Annotated in this window: 16 protein-coding genes; 9 read left to right on the top strand and 7 right to left on the bottom strand. The window is 55.3% G+C overall.

What is annotated here, in order from left to right; all coding sequences use genetic code 11:
• Positions 1–137: 137 nt before the first annotated feature.
• A complete protein-coding gene (thiC, locus tag B3M32_RS00305; RefSeq protein ID WP_083535593.1) occupies positions 138–1,850 on the top strand; it encodes a phosphomethylpyrimidine synthase ThiC in 1,713 nt (570 codons plus the stop codon).
• A 113-nt stretch (positions 1,851–1,963) separates the two neighbouring features.
• On the opposite strand, the gene B3M32_RS00300 is transcribed toward thiC, so the two are convergent.
• The 5 genes from B3M32_RS00300 to B3M32_RS00280 all read right to left on the bottom strand — a co-directional run bounded on the left by B3M32_RS00300 (position 1,964) and on the right by B3M32_RS00280 (position 8,414).
• Positions 1,964–3,097 (bottom strand): GGDEF domain-containing protein, encoded by a 1,134-nt coding sequence (locus tag B3M32_RS00300; RefSeq protein ID WP_290742150.1) that lies wholly within the window; start codon positions 3,095–3,097, stop codon positions 1,964–1,966.
• A gap of 6 nt (positions 3,098–3,103) precedes the next feature.
• Complete coding sequence (locus B3M32_RS00295; protein WP_290742146.1) at positions 3,104–4,243, bottom strand: GGDEF domain-containing protein; 1,140 nt, start codon at positions 4,241–4,243, stop codon at positions 3,104–3,106.
• A 53-nt stretch (positions 4,244–4,296) separates the two neighbouring features.
• Complete coding sequence (locus B3M32_RS00290) at positions 4,297–6,663, bottom strand: sodium-translocating pyrophosphatase (RefSeq protein ID WP_290742144.1); 2,367 nt, start codon at positions 6,661–6,663, stop codon at positions 4,297–4,299.
• A gap of 190 nt (positions 6,664–6,853) precedes the next feature.
• Positions 6,854–7,648, bottom strand: coding sequence for a hypothetical protein (locus tag B3M32_RS00285; protein WP_290742141.1), 795 nt, complete (start codon positions 7,646–7,648; stop codon positions 6,854–6,856).
• A gap of 4 nt (positions 7,649–7,652) precedes the next feature.
• The gene (locus B3M32_RS00280) at positions 7,653–8,414 is read right to left on the bottom strand and encodes a YkgJ family cysteine cluster protein (RefSeq protein ID WP_290742138.1); all 762 of its coding nucleotides are present in this window, start codon (positions 8,412–8,414) and stop codon (positions 7,653–7,655) included.
• Positions 8,415–8,600: 186 nt separating this feature from the next.
• Between B3M32_RS00280 and B3M32_RS00275 the strand changes: the two genes are divergently transcribed.
• The 3 genes from B3M32_RS00275 (at position 8,601) to B3M32_RS00265 (ending at position 14,258) form a co-directional block, all read left to right on the top strand.
• Positions 8,601–9,455 carry a tetratricopeptide repeat protein gene (locus tag B3M32_RS00275; RefSeq protein ID WP_290742135.1) on the top strand — a complete coding sequence of 285 codons (855 nt, stop codon included), beginning with the start codon at positions 8,601–8,603 and terminating at the stop codon, positions 9,453–9,455.
• Complete coding sequence (locus B3M32_RS00270) at positions 9,455–10,705, top strand: hypothetical protein (protein WP_290742131.1); 1,251 nt, start codon at positions 9,455–9,457, stop codon at positions 10,703–10,705. Before B3M32_RS00275 ends, B3M32_RS00270 begins: the two co-directional genes overlap by 1 nt.
• Before the next feature lie 97 nt (positions 10,706–10,802).
• A complete protein-coding gene (locus tag B3M32_RS00265) occupies positions 10,803–14,258 on the top strand; it encodes a hypothetical protein (protein ID WP_290742129.1) in 3,456 nt (1,151 codons plus the stop codon).
• 12 nt (positions 14,259–14,270) lie between these two features.
• Here the strand turns inward: B3M32_RS00265 and B3M32_RS00260 are convergent, their stop codons facing one another.
• Complete coding sequence (locus B3M32_RS00260) at positions 14,271–15,224, bottom strand: acyltransferase family protein (protein ID WP_290742127.1); 954 nt, start codon at positions 15,222–15,224, stop codon at positions 14,271–14,273.
• A 126-nt stretch (positions 15,225–15,350) separates the two neighbouring features.
• On the opposite strand from B3M32_RS00260, the gene ruvA reads away from it, so the two are divergent.
• The gene (gene ruvA, locus B3M32_RS00255) at positions 15,351–15,959 is read left to right on the top strand and encodes a Holliday junction branch migration protein RuvA (protein ID WP_290742124.1); all 609 of its coding nucleotides are present in this window, start codon (positions 15,351–15,353) and stop codon (positions 15,957–15,959) included.
• A gap of 39 nt (positions 15,960–15,998) precedes the next feature.
• Positions 15,999–17,042 carry a Holliday junction branch migration DNA helicase RuvB gene (gene ruvB / locus B3M32_RS00250; RefSeq protein WP_290742121.1) on the top strand — a complete coding sequence of 348 codons (1,044 nt, stop codon included), beginning with the start codon at positions 15,999–16,001 and terminating at the stop codon, positions 17,040–17,042.
• Here the strand turns inward: ruvB and B3M32_RS00245 are convergent.
• Positions 17,039–18,535, bottom strand: coding sequence for a BamA/TamA family outer membrane protein (locus B3M32_RS00245; protein ID WP_290742118.1), 1,497 nt, complete (start codon positions 18,533–18,535; stop codon positions 17,039–17,041). The genes ruvB and B3M32_RS00245 overlap by 4 nt on opposite strands.
• 56 nt (positions 18,536–18,591) lie before the next feature.
• Between B3M32_RS00245 and B3M32_RS00240 the strand changes: the two genes are divergently transcribed.
• The 3 genes from B3M32_RS00240 to B3M32_RS00230 are packed head-to-tail and all read left to right on the top strand — an operon-like array spanning position 18,592 to position 24,202.
• Positions 18,592–20,994: an RND transporter gene (locus tag B3M32_RS00240; protein ID WP_290742116.1), complete on the top strand. Its 2,403-nt coding sequence runs from the start codon at positions 18,592–18,594 to the stop codon at positions 20,992–20,994.
• Positions 20,991–22,193: a pyridoxal phosphate-dependent aminotransferase gene (locus B3M32_RS00235; RefSeq protein ID WP_290742113.1), complete on the top strand. Its 1,203-nt coding sequence runs from the start codon at positions 20,991–20,993 to the stop codon at positions 22,191–22,193. The genes B3M32_RS00240 and B3M32_RS00235 overlap by 4 nt, the downstream gene beginning before the upstream one ends.
• A complete protein-coding gene (locus B3M32_RS00230; RefSeq protein ID WP_290742109.1) occupies positions 22,181–24,202 on the top strand; it encodes an ATP-binding cassette domain-containing protein in 2,022 nt (673 codons plus the stop codon). Before B3M32_RS00235 ends, B3M32_RS00230 begins: the two co-directional genes overlap by 13 nt.
• Positions 24,203–24,250 lie beyond the last annotated feature (48 nt).

Genomic DNA, 24,250 nt, shown 5'->3' with positions numbered 1-24,250 from the left:
AAAGATGACGTATCAACGTCATGGCGGGCCACGACCCGCCATCTAGATTCCGGCTCGGAGGCCGGAATGACGCATAAGGTGGAACTGATTAAGACGTCATGGCGGACTTGATCCGCCATCTAGAAGTGAGAAGCTTAATGGATTCTTTGCTGAAACCCTTCATGAATTCCCGCAAGGTGTATGTGCCGGGCAAGATGTACCCGGACATCCGCGTGGGAATGCGCGAAATTTTGACTGAAGACCCCGAAACGCCGGTGGTTCCCGTGTACGACACGAGCGGCCCTTACAGCGATGTAGATGCCAAGCTCGACGTGACGAAGGGCATCGAACGTTTCCGTGAATCGTGGATTATGGAACGTGGCGACGCCGAACAGCTGGACGACATGACGTCTGCTTATGGCCGCGCCCGCCGTGCAAATCACGAACTCGACCACCTGCGCTTTAACGCGGAACACCACCCGCTCCGCGCGAAGGCCGGGCACCACTTGACGCAGCTCGACTACGCCCGCAAGGGAATCGTCACCAAGGAAATGGAATACGTAGCAATACGTGAAAACCAGCGCCTTGACGAGCTCATGGCTCAGGGTAAAATCAAGATCGAAGGCTCCCCCATTACGCCCGAATTCGTGCGCGACGAAATCGCCGCGGGCCGTGCGATTCTGCCGGGGAACATCAACCACCCGGAATGCGAACCGATGATTATCGGCAACCGCTTCCTCACGAAAATCAACAGCAACATCGGTAACTCCGCCATCACTTCTTCAATCGAAGAAGAAGTCGAGAAGATGGCCTGGTCCGTGCGCTGGGGCGCCGACACCGTGATGGATCTTTCCACCGGAAAGCACATTCACGAAACCCGCGAATGGATTATCCGCAATAGCCCCGTACCTATCGGAACGGTGCCTATTTACCAGGCGCTCGAAAAAGTGAACGGCAAGGCCGAAGAACTCACGTGGGAACTGTACCGCGACACGCTCATCGAGCAGGCGGAACAGGGCGTGGACTACTTCACGATTCACGCGGGCCTGTTGCTGGAACACATTCCGCTGACCGCCAAGCGCACCACGGGTATCGTGAGCCGCGGCGGATCCATCCTTGCCCTCTGGCAGATGCGCCACCACCAGCAGAACTTCTTGTACACGCACTTCCGCGAAATCTGCGAGATTCTCGCCGCCTACGACGTTGCCGTTTCTTTGGGCGATGGTCTGCGTCCGGGTAGCCTCGCCGACGCCAACGACGCGGCCCAGTTCGGAGAACTGGACACGCTTGGCGAACTCACGAAGATTGCATGGGAATACGGCGTGCAGGTGATTATCGAAGGTCCGGGTCACGTGCCCATGCACAAGATTCAGGACAACATGGCCCGCCAGCTCGAAAAGTGCCACGGCGCACCGTTCTACACGCTTGGCCCCCTCACCACCGATATCGCTCCCGGTTACGACCATATTACGTCGGCCATCGGCGCGGCACAGATCGGCTGGTACGGCACCGCGATGCTCTGCTACGTGACGCCCAAGGAACACCTCGGGCTCCCCGACCGCGACGACGTGCGCGCGGGTGTGGTCACCTACAAGCTCGCCGCCCATGCGGCCGACCTTGCAAAGGGCCATTTCGCAGCGCAGTTCCGCGACGACGCCCTTTCGCGCGCCCGCTTCGACTTCCGCTGGAACGACCAGTTCGCGCTATCCCTAGACCCCGAAAAGGCGATGGAATTCCACGACAAGACGCTCCCCGGCAGCCAGGCCAAGGCAAGCCATTTTTGCAGCATGTGCGGACCGAACTTCTGCAGCATGCGCATCACGCGCGCTGTACGGAATTTCGTCAAGACCGGCGAAGTCGGCGACGTGTAAAGGCGCAACGCGCCGAGCCCATACCCCAAGCGCTTGTACAAGAGTGATGCCCCCCCCTCCGCAGTGTGCTCGGGGGATGACGCCGTCTGGCTCGGGGGTGACAGCAGCGAAAACTACCGGTTCGCCTTCTTCTGCGCGTAGAGGCGTTCGTCCGCCCTGGCGAAGAAGTCCGGCAGCGATTCCGCACCGGTATAATGGTCGGCGTATCCGATACTGAGCGATAACTTGTACGCAAGATTCGCGGCACGTTCCTTGAGAGCGTCCTTGATCGCCGTACAAAGGGCTTCGGCGGCGGCATCGTTGTCCAGTTCCGCCACGATATTGAATTCATCCCCGCCAAAGCGGGCGATAAAGCAGCCGCGCGGTCCGCATACCGCCTTCAGCACGTCGGCAACAAGGACAAGCGCCCTGTCGCCCTCGGAATGCCCGTAAATATCATTGATGGACTTGAACTTGTCCAAATCCATCACGAACAGATAAAGCCTCTTGGGCAGTTCCTTGCCGTTCATCTTGGAATTGAGGAACTGGTTCAGCAGGTTCCTGTTATTGAGACGCGTGAGCGGATCCATCGAGATGAGCTGGGACTGGGCGAGCACAAAGGCAAGGACGCTGGCAAGCATGATTCCCGCCGACCAGATTGGCAGCATATCTTCAAGATAGACCTGCAAAATTCCCGCAGTGACAAGAATGACTCCAAAACTGGCCACCGAAGCGTTCGTCTCACGTTCGGCATAATAGCGCTTGCGCATGGCTTTGCGGACAGCGAGGGCAACGCACGTCACCATGTAAAGGACGCAAACGGGCACGTAGATAATGTAGTACAGGAGATTCCTGTGGAAAAAGTTGAAGTCGTCCACGAAAAATATAAGGCCGTTCCAAACAGAAGAAACACAAAGCAAGAGCACAAAGACAAGCGGAATACCGTACAGGGCCAGCTTTTTCCGGTCATTCCAGAACGGGAACTTGAGGATGAATCCCGAATAGCGGAACCAACTGAAGGACATTGCCGCTGTCGCCATGAAATAGGCGGTCACGACCAACGGAGTAAGCATGCCACCCAACAACATGGAGCCGTCTAGCACGAGCCTCAGATAATCGAGTCCCATCGAGAGTGCCGAAAGTACTAGCACGTTGCGGAAAGTCCTCTGGTACAGGAGCCGGTACAGGCCAAAACGCATCTTGACGAACATCATGACTTCGACAACGATACAGAAAGCAACCAGTTCGAAATACAACACGCTATGCATACCGCATTACCTCTTGTCTTCCCTCTGGGCCTTGATCTTGTACAGTTCCTTGTCGGCTCTTCCGAACAGGTCCGGAATAGTATCGCCAACGGGCAGGCATTCGGCATAGCCTATGCTCAGCGAAATCTTGTAGGGCAGCTTCTCGGATTCCGTCTCCAGAGCCGAATGCAAGAGCGCCATCACCTTTTCGGCCTTTGCCATATAATCCAGTTCCGCGACAGTCACGAACTCGTCTCCGCCGATTCTCGCGATGAAGAACCCGCGCGGTCCGAGAACCCTCTTCAACACGTTCGAAAGAATCACGAGGGAGCGGTCGCCTTCCATGTGGCCGTACTTGTCGTTAATCTGCTTGAAATAGTCCAGGTCCATCACGAACAGCACCAGGTGCTTTTCGGAGTTCCTCGAATTCAGCTTGGCATCGAGGAAATAGTTGAGCTGGTTCCTGTTGTTGAGGTGCGTCAGCGGGTCAATCGAAATCAGCTGGTGCTGGTTTTCCATGAAGACAATCAGCAGACCGAAAGTGACGCAAACACAGAATACGGGGACCCCGGCAAGCGGCAGCTGCGCCACTCCGCCAATAAACGGCAAGATTCCCAACACGGATATGGCGACAAGCTTGCTTTTCTGGGCATACTTGTGCTTGGAAAACAGGTTGAGCCACGCCCCCACAAAGGTAATCAGCAAGTACGATGTCGCCAGTGCCAACTGCAAGTAAATCAGCGGCCCCCTGTGATACATATTGTTGTCGTCCACATAGAACACCCAGCCCGTCCAGATAGAGGCAATGTTCAAAACGATGAGCAGAATCATGGGAATGGCGAACGAAAAGCGCTTCACACCGTGTCCCATGCTCCTTTCCGGATCCAGGAAGTACGAATAGCGCAACCAGTAATAGCCCAGCACGGCCGCCTGTATAAAGTAGGCCGCGCAGAGCAGCTCGTTCACCGTATGAGCCAGGGGGAAACGCTGTCCGTCGCAAATACGCCAGAGGACATCGATAATGAAGATGAGCATGGAATGGAAGCAGATGTTCGAAAAGACAAGCTGCTCGGTTTCACGGACGACACCTCGCCATGTCACGTAGACAAGAATCAACAGTATGCATACGCATACAAGATTGGTTTCTATGTATAACCCGTTCTCCATTGCTTATAAAAAGATATCAAAAAACATACTTTGCTGGCAACGCAATAGTTTTTTTAGAACAGAATTCCTCCGAATTTGACTATGACACCCGCAAAAACGACGCTCACCATGGTCATGAGCTTGATAAGGATGTTGAGGGAGGGGCCTGCGGTATCCTTGAACGGGTCGCCCACGGTATCGCCCACGACGCCAGCCTTGTGCGCATCGGAATGCTTGCCGCCGTAATTGCCCTTCTCGATAAACTTCTTGGCATTGTCCCAGGCGCCACCCGCGTTGTTGAGCATCGTGGCCAGCGCGAAACCGCACGCAAGACCGCCAGCCAACAGGCCGAACACGCCCGCGACACCCATGAGGAGCCCCACGAGCACGGGTACGACAATCGCCAGGAGCGACGGGATAACCATCTCTTTCTGTGCGCCGGTCGTAGAAATCTCGACGCAGCGCGCATAGTTCGGCTCGGCAGTCCCTTCCATGATTCCCGGTATCTCGCGGAACTGCCGGCGAACTTCTTCGACCATGGCGGCAGCGGCACGCCCCACCGCCTTGATAGTAAGCGCGCAGAACACGAACGCCATCATGGCGCCGATGAACAGCCCACCCAGCAGCATGGGATTCATGAGGTTCAGGTTGTAGATCTGCATGAAATCGGCGATACTCGCCTTGCCCGCCACCATGACAACGAGAGAGCCGTTGTCGGCAATGGCGCGCGAACCGTCCTCGATGATCCTCGCGCCGGGGACGCCCGAGACCGCGGCGGCGATATCGCTCGCCTGGTTCACGAAATACACCTTGCCCATCTGGTACACGCCGCCCGCGGAATCGGCAAGGCGCCCGAGCCATATCTTGATTTCTTCTATGTACGAGGCGAGGAGCGCCATGGCGGTAAGCGCCGCGGACCCGATCGCGAATCCCTTCCCCGTGGCCGCGGTCGTGTTGCCGAGCATGTCGAGCTCGTCGGTTCGCGCGCGGACGCTAGCGTCGAGGCCTGCCATCTCGGCATTCCCGCCAGCGTTATCGGCAATCGGCCCGAAGGCATCGGTTGCCAAGGTGACACCGAGAGTGCTGAGCATGCCCACGGCCGCAAAGCCCACGCCGTACAGGCCCATCGACATGTCGGTGAAGCCGCCGGAACAGCCGTAGGCGGCGATGATTCCCGCCACGATCGTAATTACCGGGAGCCCCGTCGAAAACATGCCTACCGAAATGCCGTCGATAATCGTCGTGGCCGGCCCCAGCTTGGCCTGCCCGGCAATGCCGCGCGTCGGTTTGTAGGCATCGGACGTATAGTATTCGGTAAACTGGCCGATAAGCACGCCGGCGATCAGGCCCGAAAGCACCGAGCCGAATATGCCCATCGATATAAAGTCCAGCTTGACAAGCACGAGCAGCGCAATGAGGATCAGCACGGAAGACCCGAGAGTGCCTGTCAACAGGGACCGCAACAGGTCCTTTGTCGTGGCATCTTCCTTGGTCCGCACCATGAAAATCCCCACGAGAGAAAGCACTATGCCTATCGCCGCCACCACCATCGGCGCAATGACATACGAAATGCCACCGCCAAGAGCCGCGCCGAGCGCCGCCGTCGCCAATATGGAACCGCAGTAGGATTCGTAGAGGTCGGCACCCATGCCGGCAACGTCTCCGACGTTATCGCCCACGTTGTCCGCGATAGTCGCGGGGTTGCGCGGATCGTCTTCGGGGATTCCCGCCTCGACCTTGCCCACGAGATCCGCGCCAACATCGGCGGCCTTTGTATAAATGCCGCCGCCAACGCGGGCGAACAGTGCCTGCAGCGAAGCACCCATGCCGAAGGTGAGCATCGTCGTCGTAATCTCGACCATCTTGGCGTGCGCCCATTGCGGATTGTTCACCATGTCGGCACTCCAGGCCCCCATCGAAAGTTTCGCGGCGATATCCGCGCCGAAATTCCAGACGTTATGGTCGTATATGTAGTTCAAGGCAAAGAACCATGCCGATATGTCGAAAAGGCCGAACCCTACCACGACAAGACCCATCACCGCACCGCTCCTGAACGCAATGACCAGGCCGCGGTTCAGGCTGCTGATGGCTCCGTTCGCCGTACGCGAGCTCGCGTTCGTCGCCGTTTTCATGCCCAGGAACCCGCACAGCCCGCTAAAGAAACCGCCCGTGAGGAACGCCACCGGCACGAAGGGGTTCTGCACCTTCATCACCGCCAACACGACGAACACCACGAAAAGCACGGCGAACACGACCGACACCGTCTTGTACTGCCTGCGCAAATACGCAAAGGCACCGACGCGCACATAGTGCGCAATCGCCTTCATCTTGCGGGTCCCGGCGGGAGCGCGCTTCATGGAACGGTAAAACAGGAGCGCCATCAAAAGCGCAATAAAGGCCGCTACGGGCACAGCGAACCAGTAGAAAGGAATTGACGACATACAGACCTCAATTTTTTGACTAAAACACACAAAAAATCAAAAAACCGCAAAATGCGTTGAGGAGCAAAGCAAGATGGTTGACAAATAAAATCTATTCTGTTTTCCGCAGAATTCACAAAAAAATTTTTTTTAACAAACTAGTATCAAGTATTCCAATGTGGAATAGTGCACAAAAATCTTGATACGGGCCCTACAGCGGGCGATGCCTGCGCATGGCGGCGACGTTCCTCGGCAACACCTCGCGGTGCCATTTCATCCATTCGTCGAAGAAGATGTAGCGGCGTTCGCGCTGGCGGAAAACCCGGCCATGGATAACGCGACGCCCGTTGCGTTCCTCGATGGGAATCACGATATGGAGGCACTCGTGGTACACGACCCCCGCCACGGCGTACTTGGGGCAGTTCGCCGCGTCGTAACCCTTGCTGATGCTTATCAGGTGGAAGTCTTCGCCCGTGATGGGGTCCTTGCGCACGGAATGGAAACTGAGCCCGCCCGTGCGGTTGCTCCACGTGATGCGGCACGTGAGCGAGCCTTCGAAATAGGTCTCGTTCACCGCGGCCAGGATATCGTTCAGGTCGTGATACTTGCCCTTGGGCTTTATGGGCGGCAACCTGCCGCGGGAATCCAGCGGTTTCCCGCCGTTGTCCACGAGAATCTGGTCGACAGCCTGCCAAATCCTGTTCACCAGGTCCTTGACAATTTCCTTGTTCTTCTTGGTTTTCCGCCGCACGGCGCGTTCGGCCCATTCGGCGGCAAGTTCACGCACGGATGCGAATTCCGGAGCCTTCATAAAGGCCGGCAGCATCACCTCCGGGTGACCGAACAGCACGCCGCCCTTGCAACGGATGCTGCGTTTGAGGAGCGGATTGTACTTGAAGATCACCAGGCCGTTCGCCGAGCAGTCCGGAGACGCCGCCTTGACGGCAGGCACCTTGGGCTGCTCGGGATAGTCCCCGAACAGGTCCAGCTGCCCAAAGAAATCCATCTGGTCACTCGACATCGGCAAGCAGTCCTTCGAATCCGTTCACGGCCAGCAGGCCGCCAAAAAAACTTTCGGGCAGCTCCAGTCCCGCATAGTGCTCCGATATACCGTAGATAGCCTCTTCGATATTGTCGGGCAGATATACAATATAGCTGTCGTTGCGTTCCGTCTGCAAGTGTTCCGGCGTGCAGAACTTGGGATCGGTCTCGCTAAAGTACATCCGGCACGAAACCGGGCGGAACGGATAGACGCCGCAATCCCCCGCCGTATCGGAGAACGGGCACGGCTGCCACACGGCAAAGTAGTCGTGGAGCGCCTTGTCTTCGGCCTCGTCCTCGTTCGCGGAACCTTCCAGCCTCTTCTCGTAGAGGGAATTGAACAGCAGGGAACGCGACTGGCACGCTTCCATGACAGGGAGCAGGTCGTCGCCCCGGCGCAGCTCGCAATACAGCGAAAGCAGCTCGAAAGGTTCCACAGAGAGCGGGTAATGGTGGCAGCAGTTGCCGCAGGCGGGCCTGCACTGGATAGGCCTCGGCTGCTGCACCAGGACAGCCGAAAGGTACTGCGCAAAAGCCTCGTGGTATTTCCGGGTAAATTCCCTGATATGGGGAATCTGGCTCGCCAGGTTGTCCGGACCGACAGCGTAGTCCCTACCGAGCGCGCTGGCAATGGTATCCAGGCGGTCGCGTTCCGCCCCCAAAAGGACACCCATCTTCATCTCGGCTACTTTGTACGCCCTGGTGGGGAAATATTCACGGTAAAGACTCATTCGAGGCAAATATAGTTGGTTTAATCCCTAATATTCACAATAGGAATTCGTTCAAGGCAAAGATAGTCGGTTTCCCCACAAAAAGGAACTTTTTTCCTGTAAAAAAGACAAATCTTTGTCCTTTTTTCTTACAGGAATATTATCTTTTCCATTAGAATTTACACCAATTTAGGCAGTGGATATTCTATGAAGCTGAAAAAATCTCTTTGGACCCTGGCTGTAGCGGCGATAGCTATCGGCATTGCCGGCTGCAACCTGTTCAACCCGACGCAATCCGTGGATATCGCATCGGGCGACGCGGAAGCCCTCACCTACGAAGGATACCTCCATTACCAAAAGACCGAATACCTCGAAGCGCAAGTGTACTTCGACAAGGCCCTTTCTGCCGACCCGCGCAGTTCCGAAGCCTGGTACGGCCGCGCCAAGGCAATCCTCAGCATGCAGCCCGCCTTGAACGTTTTCGAGCTTCTCCGCTACGCCCGCCCCAACGGCACGAACCTCTTCAGCGGATTCCAGTACATGACCGACCAGCAGGCCTACGACATCGACACGCAAATCGACATTGTCCTCAGGGAGGCTCTGGACCCGTTTATTCTTCTTGACACGACCGGCCGGCTCGACGGCAAAATCCGCTTTGCCCAGATTGTCGACAGCTATTCTATCCTCGTGCTTACGAAATGGGGCATCGCCATGCGCAACTGCCAGCTCAATTTTAACGACCTCGTAACCATCGACACCAGCGGCATCCACTACAACATGAACAGCAACACCTGCGGCGGCAACGGCATGAACTCCTTCGAGAAGTTCATCGGGGCCACACTGGAAAACCCGCACATGGTCGCCCAGGTCCTAATGACGGCCGTACCACAAGAACTTACTGAATATATCACCCCGGCCGGTTTCGAAAAAGCTGTCGAAGTGGGCGCACAAGCTTACCTTGAGACCAAGGACCTGGTAACAGGGGCGGCAGAAGGGATGACACAACAATTAGGGAACCTTTTCAACAAGGCAGACGAACAAGTCGCCGGGAGTGACCAATAATGAAAAAACTCGTCGCTCTCCTCTGTCTGGCATGCCTAGTCGGACTTTCCTTTGCAGCCAAAGCCCCTACCCACCACTCCCTCCGCGCCGAAGGCATGGGTAACGCCCACGTCGCCGTTGTCGACGACAAGGAAGCCATCTACTTCAACTACGCAGGCCTTTCGCAAATCAACAGGCTCGGCAACTACAAGCTTCGTCCAGAAACGGGCTACTACCCGCGCAACTTCGGCGACATGCGCCTGAACTTGGGCGGTGCGGGTCCTTTCGAAACGTATTTCTCCACGTTCAACGAAGTCAAGAACCTGCAAGGGCTTTACCAGCGCGCCTCGCAAGACGCCATCGCCTACGGGCTCAGCAGCATGAGCGTCCTCATGGACTCCCTCGCCAACCACCCGGAACTCATGCACATGCTCCATTCCTACGACCACAAGCCGCTCGGCATGAGGATCAAGATGGACGCCGAACTCGCGTTCCACGGATTTGGCGGTGCAGTCTGGGTTGACGGGAGCATCACCCCCTATCTGGACGGCGGACTTATCCTCCCCTACATGACTATCGAGACATTCTACGTGGACGGCGTGATGCAGGGAGGTGTCGCCTACGGGTTCACAGACAATCTCTCCGTCGGTATCGGCGGCAAGATCGCAAAGCGCCAGAAGGTTTCGCGCATCACCATGGACGTGATCAACTACAACTCGTTGCAGGACACCCTCGAAGACCGCTACCACGACGCGACGGACGAGATTTTCGACTTCAACTCCATTTCGGCGGGCATGGACCTCGGCGTCCTGTACCAGCTCACCCGCGAAGTGCGAGTCGGTGCATCGCTCAACGACATCTATTTCAAGGAACTCGCCGGCGACAAGATTACGCCGAACTTCACCATGGGCGTGAACTACAGCCCGAGATTCTTCAACAAGAACTCGGCCTACGCCCGCAAGTTCAACATCGCCTGCGACTACGCCAACATGTTCTACAGCGAAAACAACTACCTGCCCCTGTCCCACCTGAACTTCGGTTTGGAAGTGGAACAGACCGTGCTCGCCTGGCCCGGCTACAACAACGAGCTCAGAGGCCTTGCGGTGCGTCTAGCCGGCGGTTTCAAGGGAGGTTACCCGACAGCGGGTATCGGCCTCGAAGTATTGCGATTCTTTACACTCGATCTCGTAACCTGGGCCGAAGAACTTGGGTATTATACCGGCCAGGACGAAGAACGTATCTACATGGCGCAAATCAGCCTCGGATTCTAAAGAAACTTCTGGTCTCGTCGATAAGACGGGACCTTTCACTAAAGGAGCCCACATGAAAAAAAGCATACTATTCTATACAAGCTTGTCTGCTTTTTTAATGGCAACGTTTATCGCTTGCGGCGACGATTCCGGCAGTTCCAGCGAAGAACCGAGCAAGTCTTCGGGATTGGCGACCGTCGAAACATTTGAAGACCTGGTACACTGCACCAAGAGCCACTACGGCGAAATCGTGTTCGTGGAAGAAGAAGACGCCTACTTCGAATGCACCAGCGAGGACTGGGTCGAGGTGGATTCCGCGACAGTCGACAGCATCCTTACCACAAGCTCCAGCAGCACGGCCGGCGATTCCACGAAATCTTCCAGTTCGATCAAGAAGGACTCCTCCGACACAAAGGAAATCGACATCGTGAAGGTCGATTCCGTAACCGTTTCGGGCGTAGCGCAGAAGGGTCCGTATGCAAGCGGCACCGCGGTAACCGTATTCGGCCTTGACAGCGCCCTTAACACGACCAAGACCAAGTTTACCGGCAAAGTGACGAACGATTCCGGGAGCTACAGCGTATCGAAAATCGTACTCCCGAACCAATACGCCCTTGTCGAGGCTTCCGGTTTCTATACCAGCGAAATCTCGGGCAAAAAAACTAGCGGCACCAAGACCTCGCTCCGTGCTATCGTGGACCTGAGCGCTGGCAAGTCGGCAAAGGCCAACGTGAACCTCTTTACCGAGTTGGAGTACACCCGCGTCAAGCACCTTGTCGCAAACGAGAAGTTCAACGTCCCTGCCGCCAAGAAGCGCGCCACGAAGGAACTCCTCGGCGTTTTCGGGGCCAAGGCCGATGACGACCTCACGGCGACTTCGCTCTCCCTTGCCGACACGGGCGCTGCCGGGAAGGCCCTGCTCGCGGCCTCTATCCTTTTGCAGGGAGACCTTTCGGCAAGCAAGTTCGGCCTCCGCCTAGGGGACGTTGGCGACCTGTTCGCCTCGACCGGCGCCCTGGACAGCGACACGCTCCTTGCCGATCTCGCCGACTGGGCGAGCAAGGCGGACAGCACCGACGGATTCGCCTCCATCCGCATGAATGTCAAGAACATGAAGTTCACGGCAACCGTGCCCGATTTCGAAGGCATTCTCTATCAATTCTGGACAGGCGTATACAAGCTGGGCGCCTGCACCGACAGCCTCGAAGCCACCATCGTGAAAAACGGCAACAAGCTGAGCGACAACTACGGCGCCGGCTACGCCTGCACCAGCAAGCACTGGCACAAGAGCACCGTCCTCGACACGGAACTGGGCCTCTGCACCGCTAAGAAAGAAGGCGAGTACAAGGAATACAAGGGCGGCAAGGAAACTGAATACTACGTATGCCGCACCGGGACATGGCAAAAGATTTCTGCGACGCAGTACGAGCTCAAGGAATGCACCGACAAACGCGAAAACGAATACGTCAAGGCCAAGTCTGGCGAATACTTTGTATGTACCGGCAAGCAGTGGCTTGAAATCGACGATATCACTTATGAACTCAAACTCTGCACCGAAAGCCGCAATCAAGAAGTCGTCGAAACGGAAAAATCCGGAAATTATATATGCGAATGGGACGGGAAAGATGGTTCCTGGAGGCAACTGGATGATCTTGAGTCCGGGTTGGGAGTATGCGTAAACAACAAGGAACTCGAAGGACAATTCAAGGAACTGGACGGAGCGTTCTATATCTGCACCGCTTCCGGATGGACAACGACGGATTCCGCGTCTTTTGCATTAAAGGCATTATGTACGAAAGACAGCGTGGTAAAGAAAGTGGACGACAAGGACGAGTTCTACATGTGCATGGACGGAACATGGAAAGAAACCTATTCCGCCTATTACGAAAAAGGATTCTGCAACAAGAGCAATGACTCAACTATTGTCCAGACAACAAACAACGAATGCTACGCCTGTATCGAAAACGAATGGAAAGCACAAGCAAGCTCCGTATGCAAGACAAAAACCTTCTGCAATCCCTCTATCGACTCTACATTCAAGGACGGCTTTGCGTGCGTACACAACTCTTCGAAGGAATATTATTGGCGCACCCAGTCAGATGCCGAGAAAGCGAATAACGCATTCTGCACCAAGAGGAATAAGGACACCACCAACGTGCAGAACGGTTATACTTGCCTGATTAGAGACAATGTTCTCAAATGGCGGGAAGCCTCTGTTGCCGAGAAAGCCACAGGAAAGGTCTGTCACCGAGGAACAGCTACATATGTGAACGGCGATAAAATTGAATCCGGCTACGTATGCGATTACTTATATGAAGCGGACGGTTATCCGACCTCAGGTTTCCAATGGCGCGAGGCTACATCCGAAGAAAAAGCAACAGGACTTTTATGCAACGGAACACAAATATATGTCGTAAAAAACGGATATGCCTGTGATGGAGTGTATATCGGCTATGTTGGTCAGAAAATCTCTTGGCGACCTGCAACTTCCGCCGAAAACGATGCGGGATACGTATGCAGAAAAAATTATAAAAACAAACTAGATACGGTAGTGCATCAATATATTTGTTCCTATGACGGAACCAATTCAAATTGCGGTACTGACGAAAGTTGCCAATACTCTTGGCGTTCCGCCACAAATCCCGAAATAGCGCTGGGAGGCGTATGCAGCAGTTATTCCTCGCATATTACTATTTATGCCAATTACGTTTGTGGCGAAAACGGCCAATGGCGCGAAGCGACTAGCTACGAAAAAGCGACTAACAGCGTTTGCAACAAAAAAATAGTATACACAATCGCCGACAGCATTGTTTGCGACGTTTCAAACAGTAGCTACCAATGGCGCCGCATGACAGATACAGAAAGTAAGGTTGGAAAGGTTTGTACCGGAGAAACCTTTAAACTTTTTACCCGATACAAAAGTGGTTTATTGACGTGGAATTATCGCTGCGTTGACACTCTTGAACATAAATGGAATGCTTGGGTCTATGACACAATCCTTGACTCCCGAGAAAGTGGCGAGCCCAAGTCATACAGGATCCTGGACGCCCTTATTCCCGGCGACAAATTCAAGAGAACCACCACAATTATGGTAGACAACTTCAATTTCCATGGCGATGGCGCTGGCAACCACAATCAGGCATGGTGGTGCTACAACAGTTCCAGCAATACAAGCAACGCCGCTGATTGCGAAGGCCAGGGCTCCCTTTACCACTGGACTGCGCCGGTGGATTTGGGGACAAAGTATCTAAACGATAGGGCTGAATTCAGTTTGCCCAGGCAAGGCATATGCCCCGACGGATGGCATGTTCCAGATTACAGTGAATTGAAAAAACTTAATTTCTCTGCTGAGTATGGAACCATGCCGGGTTCCCAAAAAGGTTCCTACGTTTATACCGAGAAGAAGTTTGAGGCGGAGCCATGCTGGTGGACTACGACGCAGAACAAGCCCAGTGGCGAAAGTAATACGGTGAACGCCCTTTCCTATGCGCCCGACTCGTCAGGGACTATGCAAGAAAAGTCCCGGGACAAGGATGACGGCTGCTACCTCCGCTGCATCAAGGACAGCAACTAAAAGCGGTGACGGCTACGGTTTAAAAATCCGGCGGACCGGCGGAATCAGATTCAAAAGGGCTGCTGCCAGCAGGCAGAAAGCAATTTCCGTGTACGCACGGCCAGGACGGGGGCAGCCCACCGCCTTAAGAAAACGGACGTCCAAATCAAACAGATGGACGCAAAGGATGAGCAGGCTGTTCTGCCCAGTCCAGGCAAACAGATTGCCTAGCCCGGGGCATTTTGCAATTAGCTGCGATATCCTATACGCCAACAGCGTTCCACCGCAGGCTCCCAGAACATCCAGGGGGAAACATTCGTAGTAACAGCGGGCCATCGACATCGCCGAAAACAACGCGGCAGCAAGCCAGGCCGCATACAACGGCACCTCCACCCACCAGCGAAATCTGCCTAGCAGGTCCAGGTGCTTCAACTGGAAACCAATCCAATAAAAAAACACCCCGCCCAGCCCAGGCAACACCGCCAAAGGAAAGTTCACCACGTAGGTATCCAGCAAAATTGCGCCAGCGGAAGTTCCCCAAACGACGACGGCAAGCCACCGGCTTTTCGGCGAAGCCTGGTAAACCACATTGAAAAAAGTCTTGCACCAAAACAGGGCGAGCAGAAACCAGATGGCTCCGATCAGGGGAACCTGGGAAAAGAACCGGGACGTGTGCAACGCAGAACCGCACCCGTAAACGGCGGCAACCAGCCAGGACAAATGAAACCCTTCCCCATCCCGCATGGCAAGCAGCGCCCACCCCGCAACCACAGCGAACGCCGTGACGACATAGGGAACCAGCAGGCGCCGGGCATCTTTCTTCAGGGTAGCGCCAATATCCCTGGGTCTAAAGAAATATCCTGCGAAAATAAAGAAGAGAGGCATGTGGAAAGAGAACAGCCAGTTGCCTGTCGAGACCATGTGACCTACGATTACGGCAATTATGCCAACACCCTTGGTCACGTCGATAGCCAGATTTCTTTCCATAAGCGGGTTCTAATATAAATTTTTTTGTAAAAAAGTACAATTTCTCTTGACAGCGTCCGGTTAATTAGTATATATTTGTGCAGTAAACATTCGTGCACAGCGATTTTGCGAACGAAGGGACAGCAGATGATCGAAAGGATTAAAGGTATTCTTGTAGAAAAATCCCCCACTTTCGTGGTAGTGGACGTGAACGGCGTGGGCTACGGCGTGAATATCTCAGCCTACACGGCTGGCAAGTTGCCCGAGCTCGAAAGCGAAGTGACTCTCTACACGAACCTCGTGGTCCGCGAAGATTCCATGACGCTTTTCGGCTTTGCCGACAAGACCGAAAAGAACACGTTCCTGATGCTCCTCGACGTAAACGGGGTCGGCCCCAAGCTTGCACAGCGGATCCTCAGCGGCGTTTCCCCCGCCGACCTGCTGAACATGCTCGCCAGCGACAACAAGAGCGCCCTCGGAAAGATCAAGGGACTCGGCAAAAAGACATGCGAACAGATGGTCCTTACGCTCAAGGACAAGGCCGGCGCCATGCTGCAGGCCCTGGGCGACGTGGATGGTTCCGGAATCACGGGCATGGGCGTACTGACCGGAGCCAAGATGGAAGCCGTTCTCGCGCTGCATACGCTCGGCGTGAAGGACCCTGCGGCAGAGAAGGCGGTCGCGAAGGCTGCCGAGAACCTGGGCGAAGGTGCCGACGCGGCGACGCTCATTCCAGAGGCACTCAAGTATCTTTAACAAGGAGATGCCCGGTTCAAGCGGGCATGACGACGTACAATGGACGACCAGCGAATCATTTCGCCCGAAAGAAGGGCAGGCGACGAATCCGACATGGAACGGTCTCTCAGGCCGCCTTCCCTATCGGAATTTACCGGCCAGGGAGACATCAAGGAGAGTCTCTCGATAGCCATCGCGGCGGCCCGCCACCGCGGGGAAGCCCTCGACCATTGTCTTTTCGCCGGGCCTCCCGGACTCGGCAAGACCACGCTCGCCAGCATCATCGCGAAAGAGATGGGAGTGAACATCCACATCACGAGCGGCCCCGTTCTCGAGAAGGCCAGCGACCTAGCCGGACTCCTGACAAGCCTGCAAGAAAACGACGTCCTGTTCATCGACGAAATCCACCGTCTGAACCGCGTCGTAGAAGAATACCTCTACCCCGCCATGGAAGATTTCAGGCTCGACATCATGCTGGATTCGGGTCCGGCCGCCAGGAGCGTGAACCTGCCGCTAAAGCATTTCACCCTGGTCGGCGCCACGACACGCAGCGGCCTCCTGACAAGCCCGCTACGCGACCGATTCGGCCTGCAGTACCGTCTGGAGCTCTACAACGAATGCGACATCGTAAAAATCCTGATGCGGAGCGCCCGGATTCTGGACATAGAACTCTCCGAAGACGCAGCAAGACTCCTGGGCGGGCGCTGTCGCGGTACGCCCCGCGTGGCGAACCGCGTGCTCCGTCGATGCCGTGACGTTGCCCAGGTCCGCGGTACGGGCGTTATCGACGTGCAGTCCGCGACCAAGACGCTCGAAATGCTGGGCATCGACGGAGAGGGCCTCGACCCGATGGACCGCAAGATCCTCGGCACGATGATGGACAAGTTCGACGGCGGGCCAGTGGGTCTCGGCACCATCAGCGCCGCCATGGGAGAAGAGCCGGACACGCTCGAAGAGGTTTACGAGCCGTACCTTATCCAGAAGGGACTTCTCAGCCGCACCCCGCGCGGGCGAGTCGTCACGCAATCGGCCTACCGACTGTTCCACAAGCAGCCTCCGAAGAACTTCGCCGGTGCGCAAAGCGACCAGATGGAACTCTTCTAGCGGTATTCCGGCGCAATCGTCATGACAAGATTGACTCCGTGCAGTCCATGGAAACCGAACTGCACGCGAAACCAGAACATGTCCGGCTTGCGCACGCGTACGCCGAACCCCCAGGAATTGTAGTAGCGGCTGAACGACCATTCGTCCAGTTCCGGGGCATGCAGGCCATATTCATCGAAAATGACTCCATCAACAAAGCGGTCTACGGGCCAGCGGTATTCCATGCTGAAACCCATCACGTGATAGCCCGAGAACATGTTGCCGTAGCCGCGCAAGGGGAATCTCGCATTCACGACGGGAAACGCATTGAACGGCGCCTCCCCCTTCTCCATTTCAAAAACATCTATCATACGGAACTGGAATGCCAGCACGCGTCTTTCGAACAAGGTATTTCTCACATTGTCCGGATGCCAGATTCTAAGGGCGTCGTCCCAGCCGAAGTCCGAATAGAAGCGCCTGCTTTCCCGCGCCTCCGCGGGCGTCATGTGAAAATTCGGGGTCTTGCCCAGATAAAAGTATTGCTGATAAACTATTTCCGTGCGGACAAAGTCATGGTTTTTCGCATCGTCCTGGAAAAACACCCTTTCGTGAATGCCGCTGCGTTCGTAATTGTCGTAAGCAAGACCGCTATAGGAATTCACAAAGACATAGCGGCCACTCACGTTGAAACGGCATCCCTTTGTCGGCGCAAAGGCGTAGTCCAGATTATCGAACAACAGCGATATCTCTAACGGGAACTGGAATTCGTCCTGGTAGAGGCCACGGGCTTCCACCGAGAAGCTGTCGTCGATCAGGATACTGTCCGAAGCGTTGTCCGGCAGGCTCGCATCGTTGTAGCGCATGCCGGCACTGCCCTCCAGGTTCCAGTGGTGCGTCTTGGTGAGCGGGGCGCTCAGACGCCAGCTCAGGTTGATGGAGGAATCCGGCTGGATAAACTTGTCCTTTGTCCCGGGAATCACGAAGAAGCCGTCGCGGTCCCAGTATTGCTGGTAACGGAATGCCGTGTAGAGCGGCAGGTCGCCAATACCCTGCTTGGAATAACGGGCCGACACGTACCAGTCACCGTTAGCAAAGAACTGCGTTTCTAGAACCACGTAATCCTTCGGCAGTACGATGCTGCGGTGGCGATACGTCGCGCCGAGCATGGTCGCAGAGCCCGGTTTCAGGTTCATTACCGGGTAGAGCAAAATGTTCCTGTTCTCGCCAAAGGTAATCAGGTCTACCGATTTCTCGATAACGCCGTTGTCGACCGCATAGTGGATGGGCTGGGCTACAGGATACACCAACACGTTGAATACCGGCTGGAAGATGTGGATGAACGGCCATGCCAGGAAATCTTTCCAATTTACGTCCGAATTTTCCTGTTCGGTTTGCGTCTGGGAACTATCTACCGGGGCGCTTTTTGCCTTGACGCTATCGGCCGAAACCTCTTCGGCATTCGCAGCCGAAAGAGCGACAAACAGAGCAAGCAAAAAATAAGCGACCTGTTTCATAGGATTCTAGCCCATGAGGCTAATTTACAATTTAATATAATGTTATATTGTTCATGATGTTTTCCATTGCAACAAAAATCGTCAAAAAATTGGCCCGCTATCCGTTCCCGATTTTGGCGGCAAGCATTGTCGTTGCGATTCTTTGCATCATCCCCGTAAGCAACCTGCGCTGGGAACTGCAACTGCAGGACACCATCTCCATGGGCACGGGAAGTTCCCAGGATTCCCGTGAAATCGAAAAAGCGTTCGGCGGGCTCGGCAGTCTCACCGTAGTCCTTCAATCCACGGACAGTTCGCTAAGCTACAACACGGCCAAGTCGCTCGCCAAGTTCCTTCAGAACGATTCGCTCGTCCATTTCCTGGAATACGAGACCGACATCGAGTTCTACAAGAAGCACAACCTGCTCTATATCAAGACCGAAGACCTGGACACCATCGCCAACAGGCTCGAAGACCTCCGCAAAAAGATTACGCTCAGACATAACCCGCTCTACGTGGATATCGGCGATTCTGCGAGCATTGATTCCACCGAAACCATCGACAGCGCCGGAATATTCGACCTGAACGACCTCGAAGAAAAGTACCTGAAGATTCTCCTGCAGAGCCATGCGAGCGCCGACGGCAAGATACACGTCGTCGACATCTACCCCAAGGCTCCCCTTTCGGACCTGAACGCCTCCAGGGCGTTGCTATCGAAAGTCAGCAAATTCCTGGAAGACAGAATTGACATCAAGGTGTTCTACACGGGCAAGGTCTACGACACTATCCTCACCGGAAGAGCCCTGCTGCCCGAGGCGAAATTCGCCGGGAAGATTACGGCGCTGTTCATCTTGCTGCTGTTTATCATCCATTTCTACAGGCAGCCGCAGCTCATTCTCGTGTCGGCGCTGCCCGCAAGCCTCCCCATCCTCTACACGCTCGCGCTCGCAGGCGTTTTGTACGGGAGAATCAACCTCTTTACGCTATTGCTCGCGCTGTTCCTGCCCGGACAGGCTTGCCAGATTATCACGCATGTGCTGAACCGCTACTTTATCGAAAGGAACAACGGGCTCGGACCGCAGCTGAGCATCGAGAGCGCCGTTCTCGGCATCGGGCCCTCTACAGCGGTGAGCGTCTGCATCATGTCCGGCCTGTTCCTCGCCCTGCGACTAGTACCTGTCGGCGGACTCCAGGAGCTGAGCACGCTCGGCGCCATCGGCAGCCTGCTGAACTGGGGCATGAGCATCCTGCTCACCACGGCCCTCCTGCAGCTGTTCCAGCGCAAGAAACCTTTCGCGGTCAATTCATTCCGTTTCCAGCGTGAATACAAATTCGGCCTGCTTTCGTACAGGATCAACAAGATTATCATCGCGCTCGTTTCGTTCGCAAGCCTTATCGGGCTCTGCTACGGCGGATTCAACATCAAGTTCTTCTACGATTTCGACAAGACAGAAATCACGCACCAGAAAAGCGAAGCCGACAGCCTGTTGGCACTGACGGGATTCCCGCAATTCGACCCGATAATCGTCATGCTGCCCGACCAGGCAGCCAGCGACGACCTGCTCCGAAACTTCCAGGAACTGAAGCGCAGGAACCGCATCCCGAACATCGACAAGATCTACACGCTGGCGCAGTTCTCGCCAAAGAACCAGGTCGAGAAAAAGGACAAGCTCGAGGACATCCAGAAAATCCTCTCGCAAGGGTTCTTGCAGGAACTGGATTCCGCGAACCTGCTCTACGCATCGAAACTGACCGAAAGCCTCTACCGCATCGACCTCGACGAAAACGAGACTCCCGAAGATCTGCGCATCAAGTTCAGCGACAACAACGGCAACGCCGGAGTCTTCGCCTTCATTTTCTCGAGCATCGATCCAAACGACGGCCTCGCCTGCCGCCACCTGCAATCCGATTTGAACAAGTTCGACGGCATCGCGAACGGCACATACAAGATTACAGGCACGCCGGTCGTCCGTGCCACGTTCCTCGACCTCGTACTCAAAAACATCGACAAGACACTCGCGCTCGGGTTCGTCCTCATCGCCATCCTGCTCCTGCTGTACTACAACCGCTTTAGCCGAACCATTTTCACCCTGCTTCCATCGATATTCGCGATGGGATGGCTCGTGTTCCTGCTCCGCATGTTCAACATGGAAATTTCCGCCTACAATTCGCTCGCGTTCCCGATACTCTTCGCTTTCAGCGTCGACGGTTCTATACAGCTGTGGACCGCATACTACGAAAAGCAGGGCGGCACGGCACTCAACATTTTGCAGCGCAAGTTTTTCACTGTGGGCATAAGCCAGCTCGCGTCCCTAATCGGCACCTACGGCCTGCTCATCTCGTCTCATCCTGGACTCAGGAGCATCGGGCAGATTTGCCTTCTCGGCCTTATCTGCATATCGGTATCGCAATTCACCATTTTCCCGCTAATTGCCGGTTCACTCGACAATTACCGCCTGCATAAACAGAAAAAATCATGACACGCCCGCTTTCTACTAGAACCCAAAATATCGCAGCGTCACTTACCGTCGCCATCGATACGCTCGCCAAGCAAATGATAGCCGAAGGCAAGGACGTCGTCAGCCTCGGTGCCGGGGAGCCGGACTTCCCCACTCCCGAGCCGATCCAAGAGGCAGCCTGCAAGGCCATCCACGACGGAAAGACGCGCTATACGGCCCCAGTCGGCATTCTAGAAGTTCGCAAGGCCGTATGCGAAAAGCTGGAACACGACAACGACCTGCATTTCACCCCGGAACAGATTGTCATGACAAGCGGCGCCAAGCACGCCGTCTTCAACGCCTTGGCGGTCCTTATCAATCCCGGTGACGAAGTCATCATCCCCGCGCCCTACTGGGTCACCTATCCCGAACTCGTCAAGTGGCTCGGCGGCACGCCGGTATTTGTCCAGGGTTCGCGCGAAAACGATTTCAAAATTACCGCAGAACAGCTGCGCAGCGCCTGCACCGAAAAGACCAAGGCTATCCTCGTCAACAACCCGTGCAATCCGACAGGGTCCGTCTACAGCCGAGACGAGCTGGAATCACTCGCCAAGGTGATTGTCGAAAAAGACATTTACTGCATTTCGGACGAAGTCTATGAATACTTTGTCTACAACGGCAAGTTCATGAGTGCCGCCGCTCTCGACGGCATGGCGGAACGTACCATCGTAATCAACGGATTTTCGAAATCGCACTGCATGACGGGCTGGAGGATCGGCTACGACGCAGCCCCGCTGCCAATAGCGAAGGTTATCGGGAAGATTCAGGGACAGGCGACACACCATCCGAGCAACGTAGCGCAATATGCGGCCCTCGGAGCCCTGCAGATGGGCATGCACAGCGTAAACCGCATGCGCGATACATTCAAGAAACGTCGCGACTACATGATCGAACGCACTTCGAAAATCCTGAAAACTCCCGCCAAGACACCGGAAGGAGCCTTCTACCTTTTCGCTCCGGTCAACGACTTCTACGGGAAAAAAACACCTTCCGGAGAAGTCATCACCGGCTCTATCGACCTATGCCGCTACCTGCTCGAACAAGAGGGACTCGCCATCGTTCCGGGAGCAGCTTTCGGCGATGATTCCTGCGTACGCTTCTCGTATGCGGCAAGTGACGAAACCCTCCAGAAGGCTTGCGACCGATTTGAATCCGGATTGAAACTTCTATGTTCCACGTAATTGTCCCCGACGCAAGCAAACCCTTTACGATAGGCCGCAAGGATTCTAGCGACCTGCATTTTGAGGATTTGTTTGTTTCAAGGGACCATGCCGTTATCGAGAAAAAGAACGGCACATGGATTCTAAAGAACCTCACCAGCAACAGCGTCACCAAAATCAACGACAAGGACGTTACGGAAACCGCCCTGAACGACGGCGACATCGTAGTGATTGGCGTCCGCCGCCTGCGCATCGCCATCAGCGAAGGCGAGCTTTCGATTCTCGTCTTGGACCAGAACAGGGAAATCGACAGCAAGACACTTTCGCAGGATTGGGCCGAATTCGAATTCACGGGACTGCGCAAGATCAAGGCGAGGCTCGTCAAGAACACGGCCGAGATTCTCTGCAAAAAAAGGATTGTCCTGAACAACGGCGACACCGCCAGGATTGAACAGAGCGAAGTCACGTTCAAGGACGGCCAGCTCTTCGTGGCCGAGGCGACGTGCGGATTCCAGGTACACGTGAAAAACCTGGATGTCTTTGTCGGCAAGAAGCGCCTGTTGCAAGACATCAACTTCGAGCTCCCCGCTGGAGAAATTCTCGCCATCATCGGGCGTTCCGGACAAGGGAAATCGACACTGCTGCACCTGCTGGAAGGCCTCCACAAGAAAGGCCCGCACAGCGAGGTCCATATCGGCGGCACAGACTACCGCCAAAAAGACATCCGTGAAAGAATCGCGTTCCTCGCGCAGGATCCGCCACTCCGCAAGGACCTGACTGTCGAAGAGACGATTCTGCACGAGGCCCGCATCGCCATGGACAAGCGCGAGTTCGCCGCCTCCGCTCGCGAGCGGTTCGAAAATTTCACGGAACTTTTCGGGCTAAGCGACCGCAAGAACCACCGCGTTCAAACGCTTAGCGGCGGCGAACTCCGCCGTACCGCCCTTGCCGCCGAACTGATGTCGAACCCGGGCCTCATCGTGCTCGACGAGCCGCTCAGCGGTCTCGATCCCTACAATACGCGCATTCTCTGTTCACACCTCAAGCAGCTGGCGTTCCTCGGGCACACCATCATCCTTACGACGCACAGCTACGAGGCCCTCAATATCGCCAACAAGGTCCTGGTACTGCACAAGGGTAGGCAGGGCTACTACGGAAGCCCGCAAGACGCCTACCGCTACTTCAAGACGAACAGCCCGGAAATGATCCTTTCGGGTCTGAACGACGACACGGCCGTCCAGTGGAAGGAATCCGAACAGGCGACGCATATCGAAAGCGAAAAGTCGTTCAGCGAAATCGTATTTTCCAAGGTGGAACGCAAGAGCGTATTCCTGAACGAAATCTCGTTGTCGCTGAAGCAGTGGTTCCGCGACAGGGGCAAGGTGGCGGCGCTCTTCCTGCAGCCGATCGTCATCGGGTTCCTCTTCTCACAAATCTTCAGCCCGCTCAGTTCGCTGTGGACAGTCGCATTCGCCCTTATCCTCTGCGCGAACTGGTTTTCCCTTTCGCTTTCTATCCGCGAGATTGTCCAAGACAAGGATGTGCTTCGTAACGAGTTCCGCAAAGGGCTCAGCGTTTCTTCCATCTTGACCGGGAAAATCCTGCTTTCGTCTATTTTCGCCTTCTTGCAGACGGCTACGGTCTACGCGTTTGTCGCCTTCAGGGTAAACATCCACCCAAGCCTCCCCATGCTTGCGGTCGTTTTCGCCTGCACCGTTCTCCCCTCCGTCGGCATCGGGCTTCTCGTAAGTTCTCTCAGCAAGAATTCCGGACAGGCCAACGCCTTCTTGCCCCTGCTCATCATCCCGCAGGTGGCCCTGGCCGGCGCCCTTGTCCCTCTCGACCAGATGCAACAAGTCGGCAAGACGCTTTCTGCCGTCATCTGGTCCCGCTACAACCAGAGCGCCCTTCTCGATCTGTTCCTGGAACGCCCCGAAAACGCAACAAATACGCTTTGCGCCCTCGGACTTGCGCTAGGTTTTTATATTTTCATTGTAATAATCCTATTTAGGTCCAAAAAAGCAAGATGACACTTCAAGTAGATAAATTTCCCCGTCCTTTTAACGAAAACTACGACC

It is taken from the genome of Fibrobacter sp. UBA4309 (assembly GCF_002395745.1).
GTDB lineage: Bacteria > Fibrobacterota > Fibrobacteria > Fibrobacterales > Fibrobacteraceae > Fibrobacter.
The sequence above is the reverse complement of the archived record's forward strand: the minus strand, read 5'-3'. Positions and strand labels throughout refer to the sequence as shown.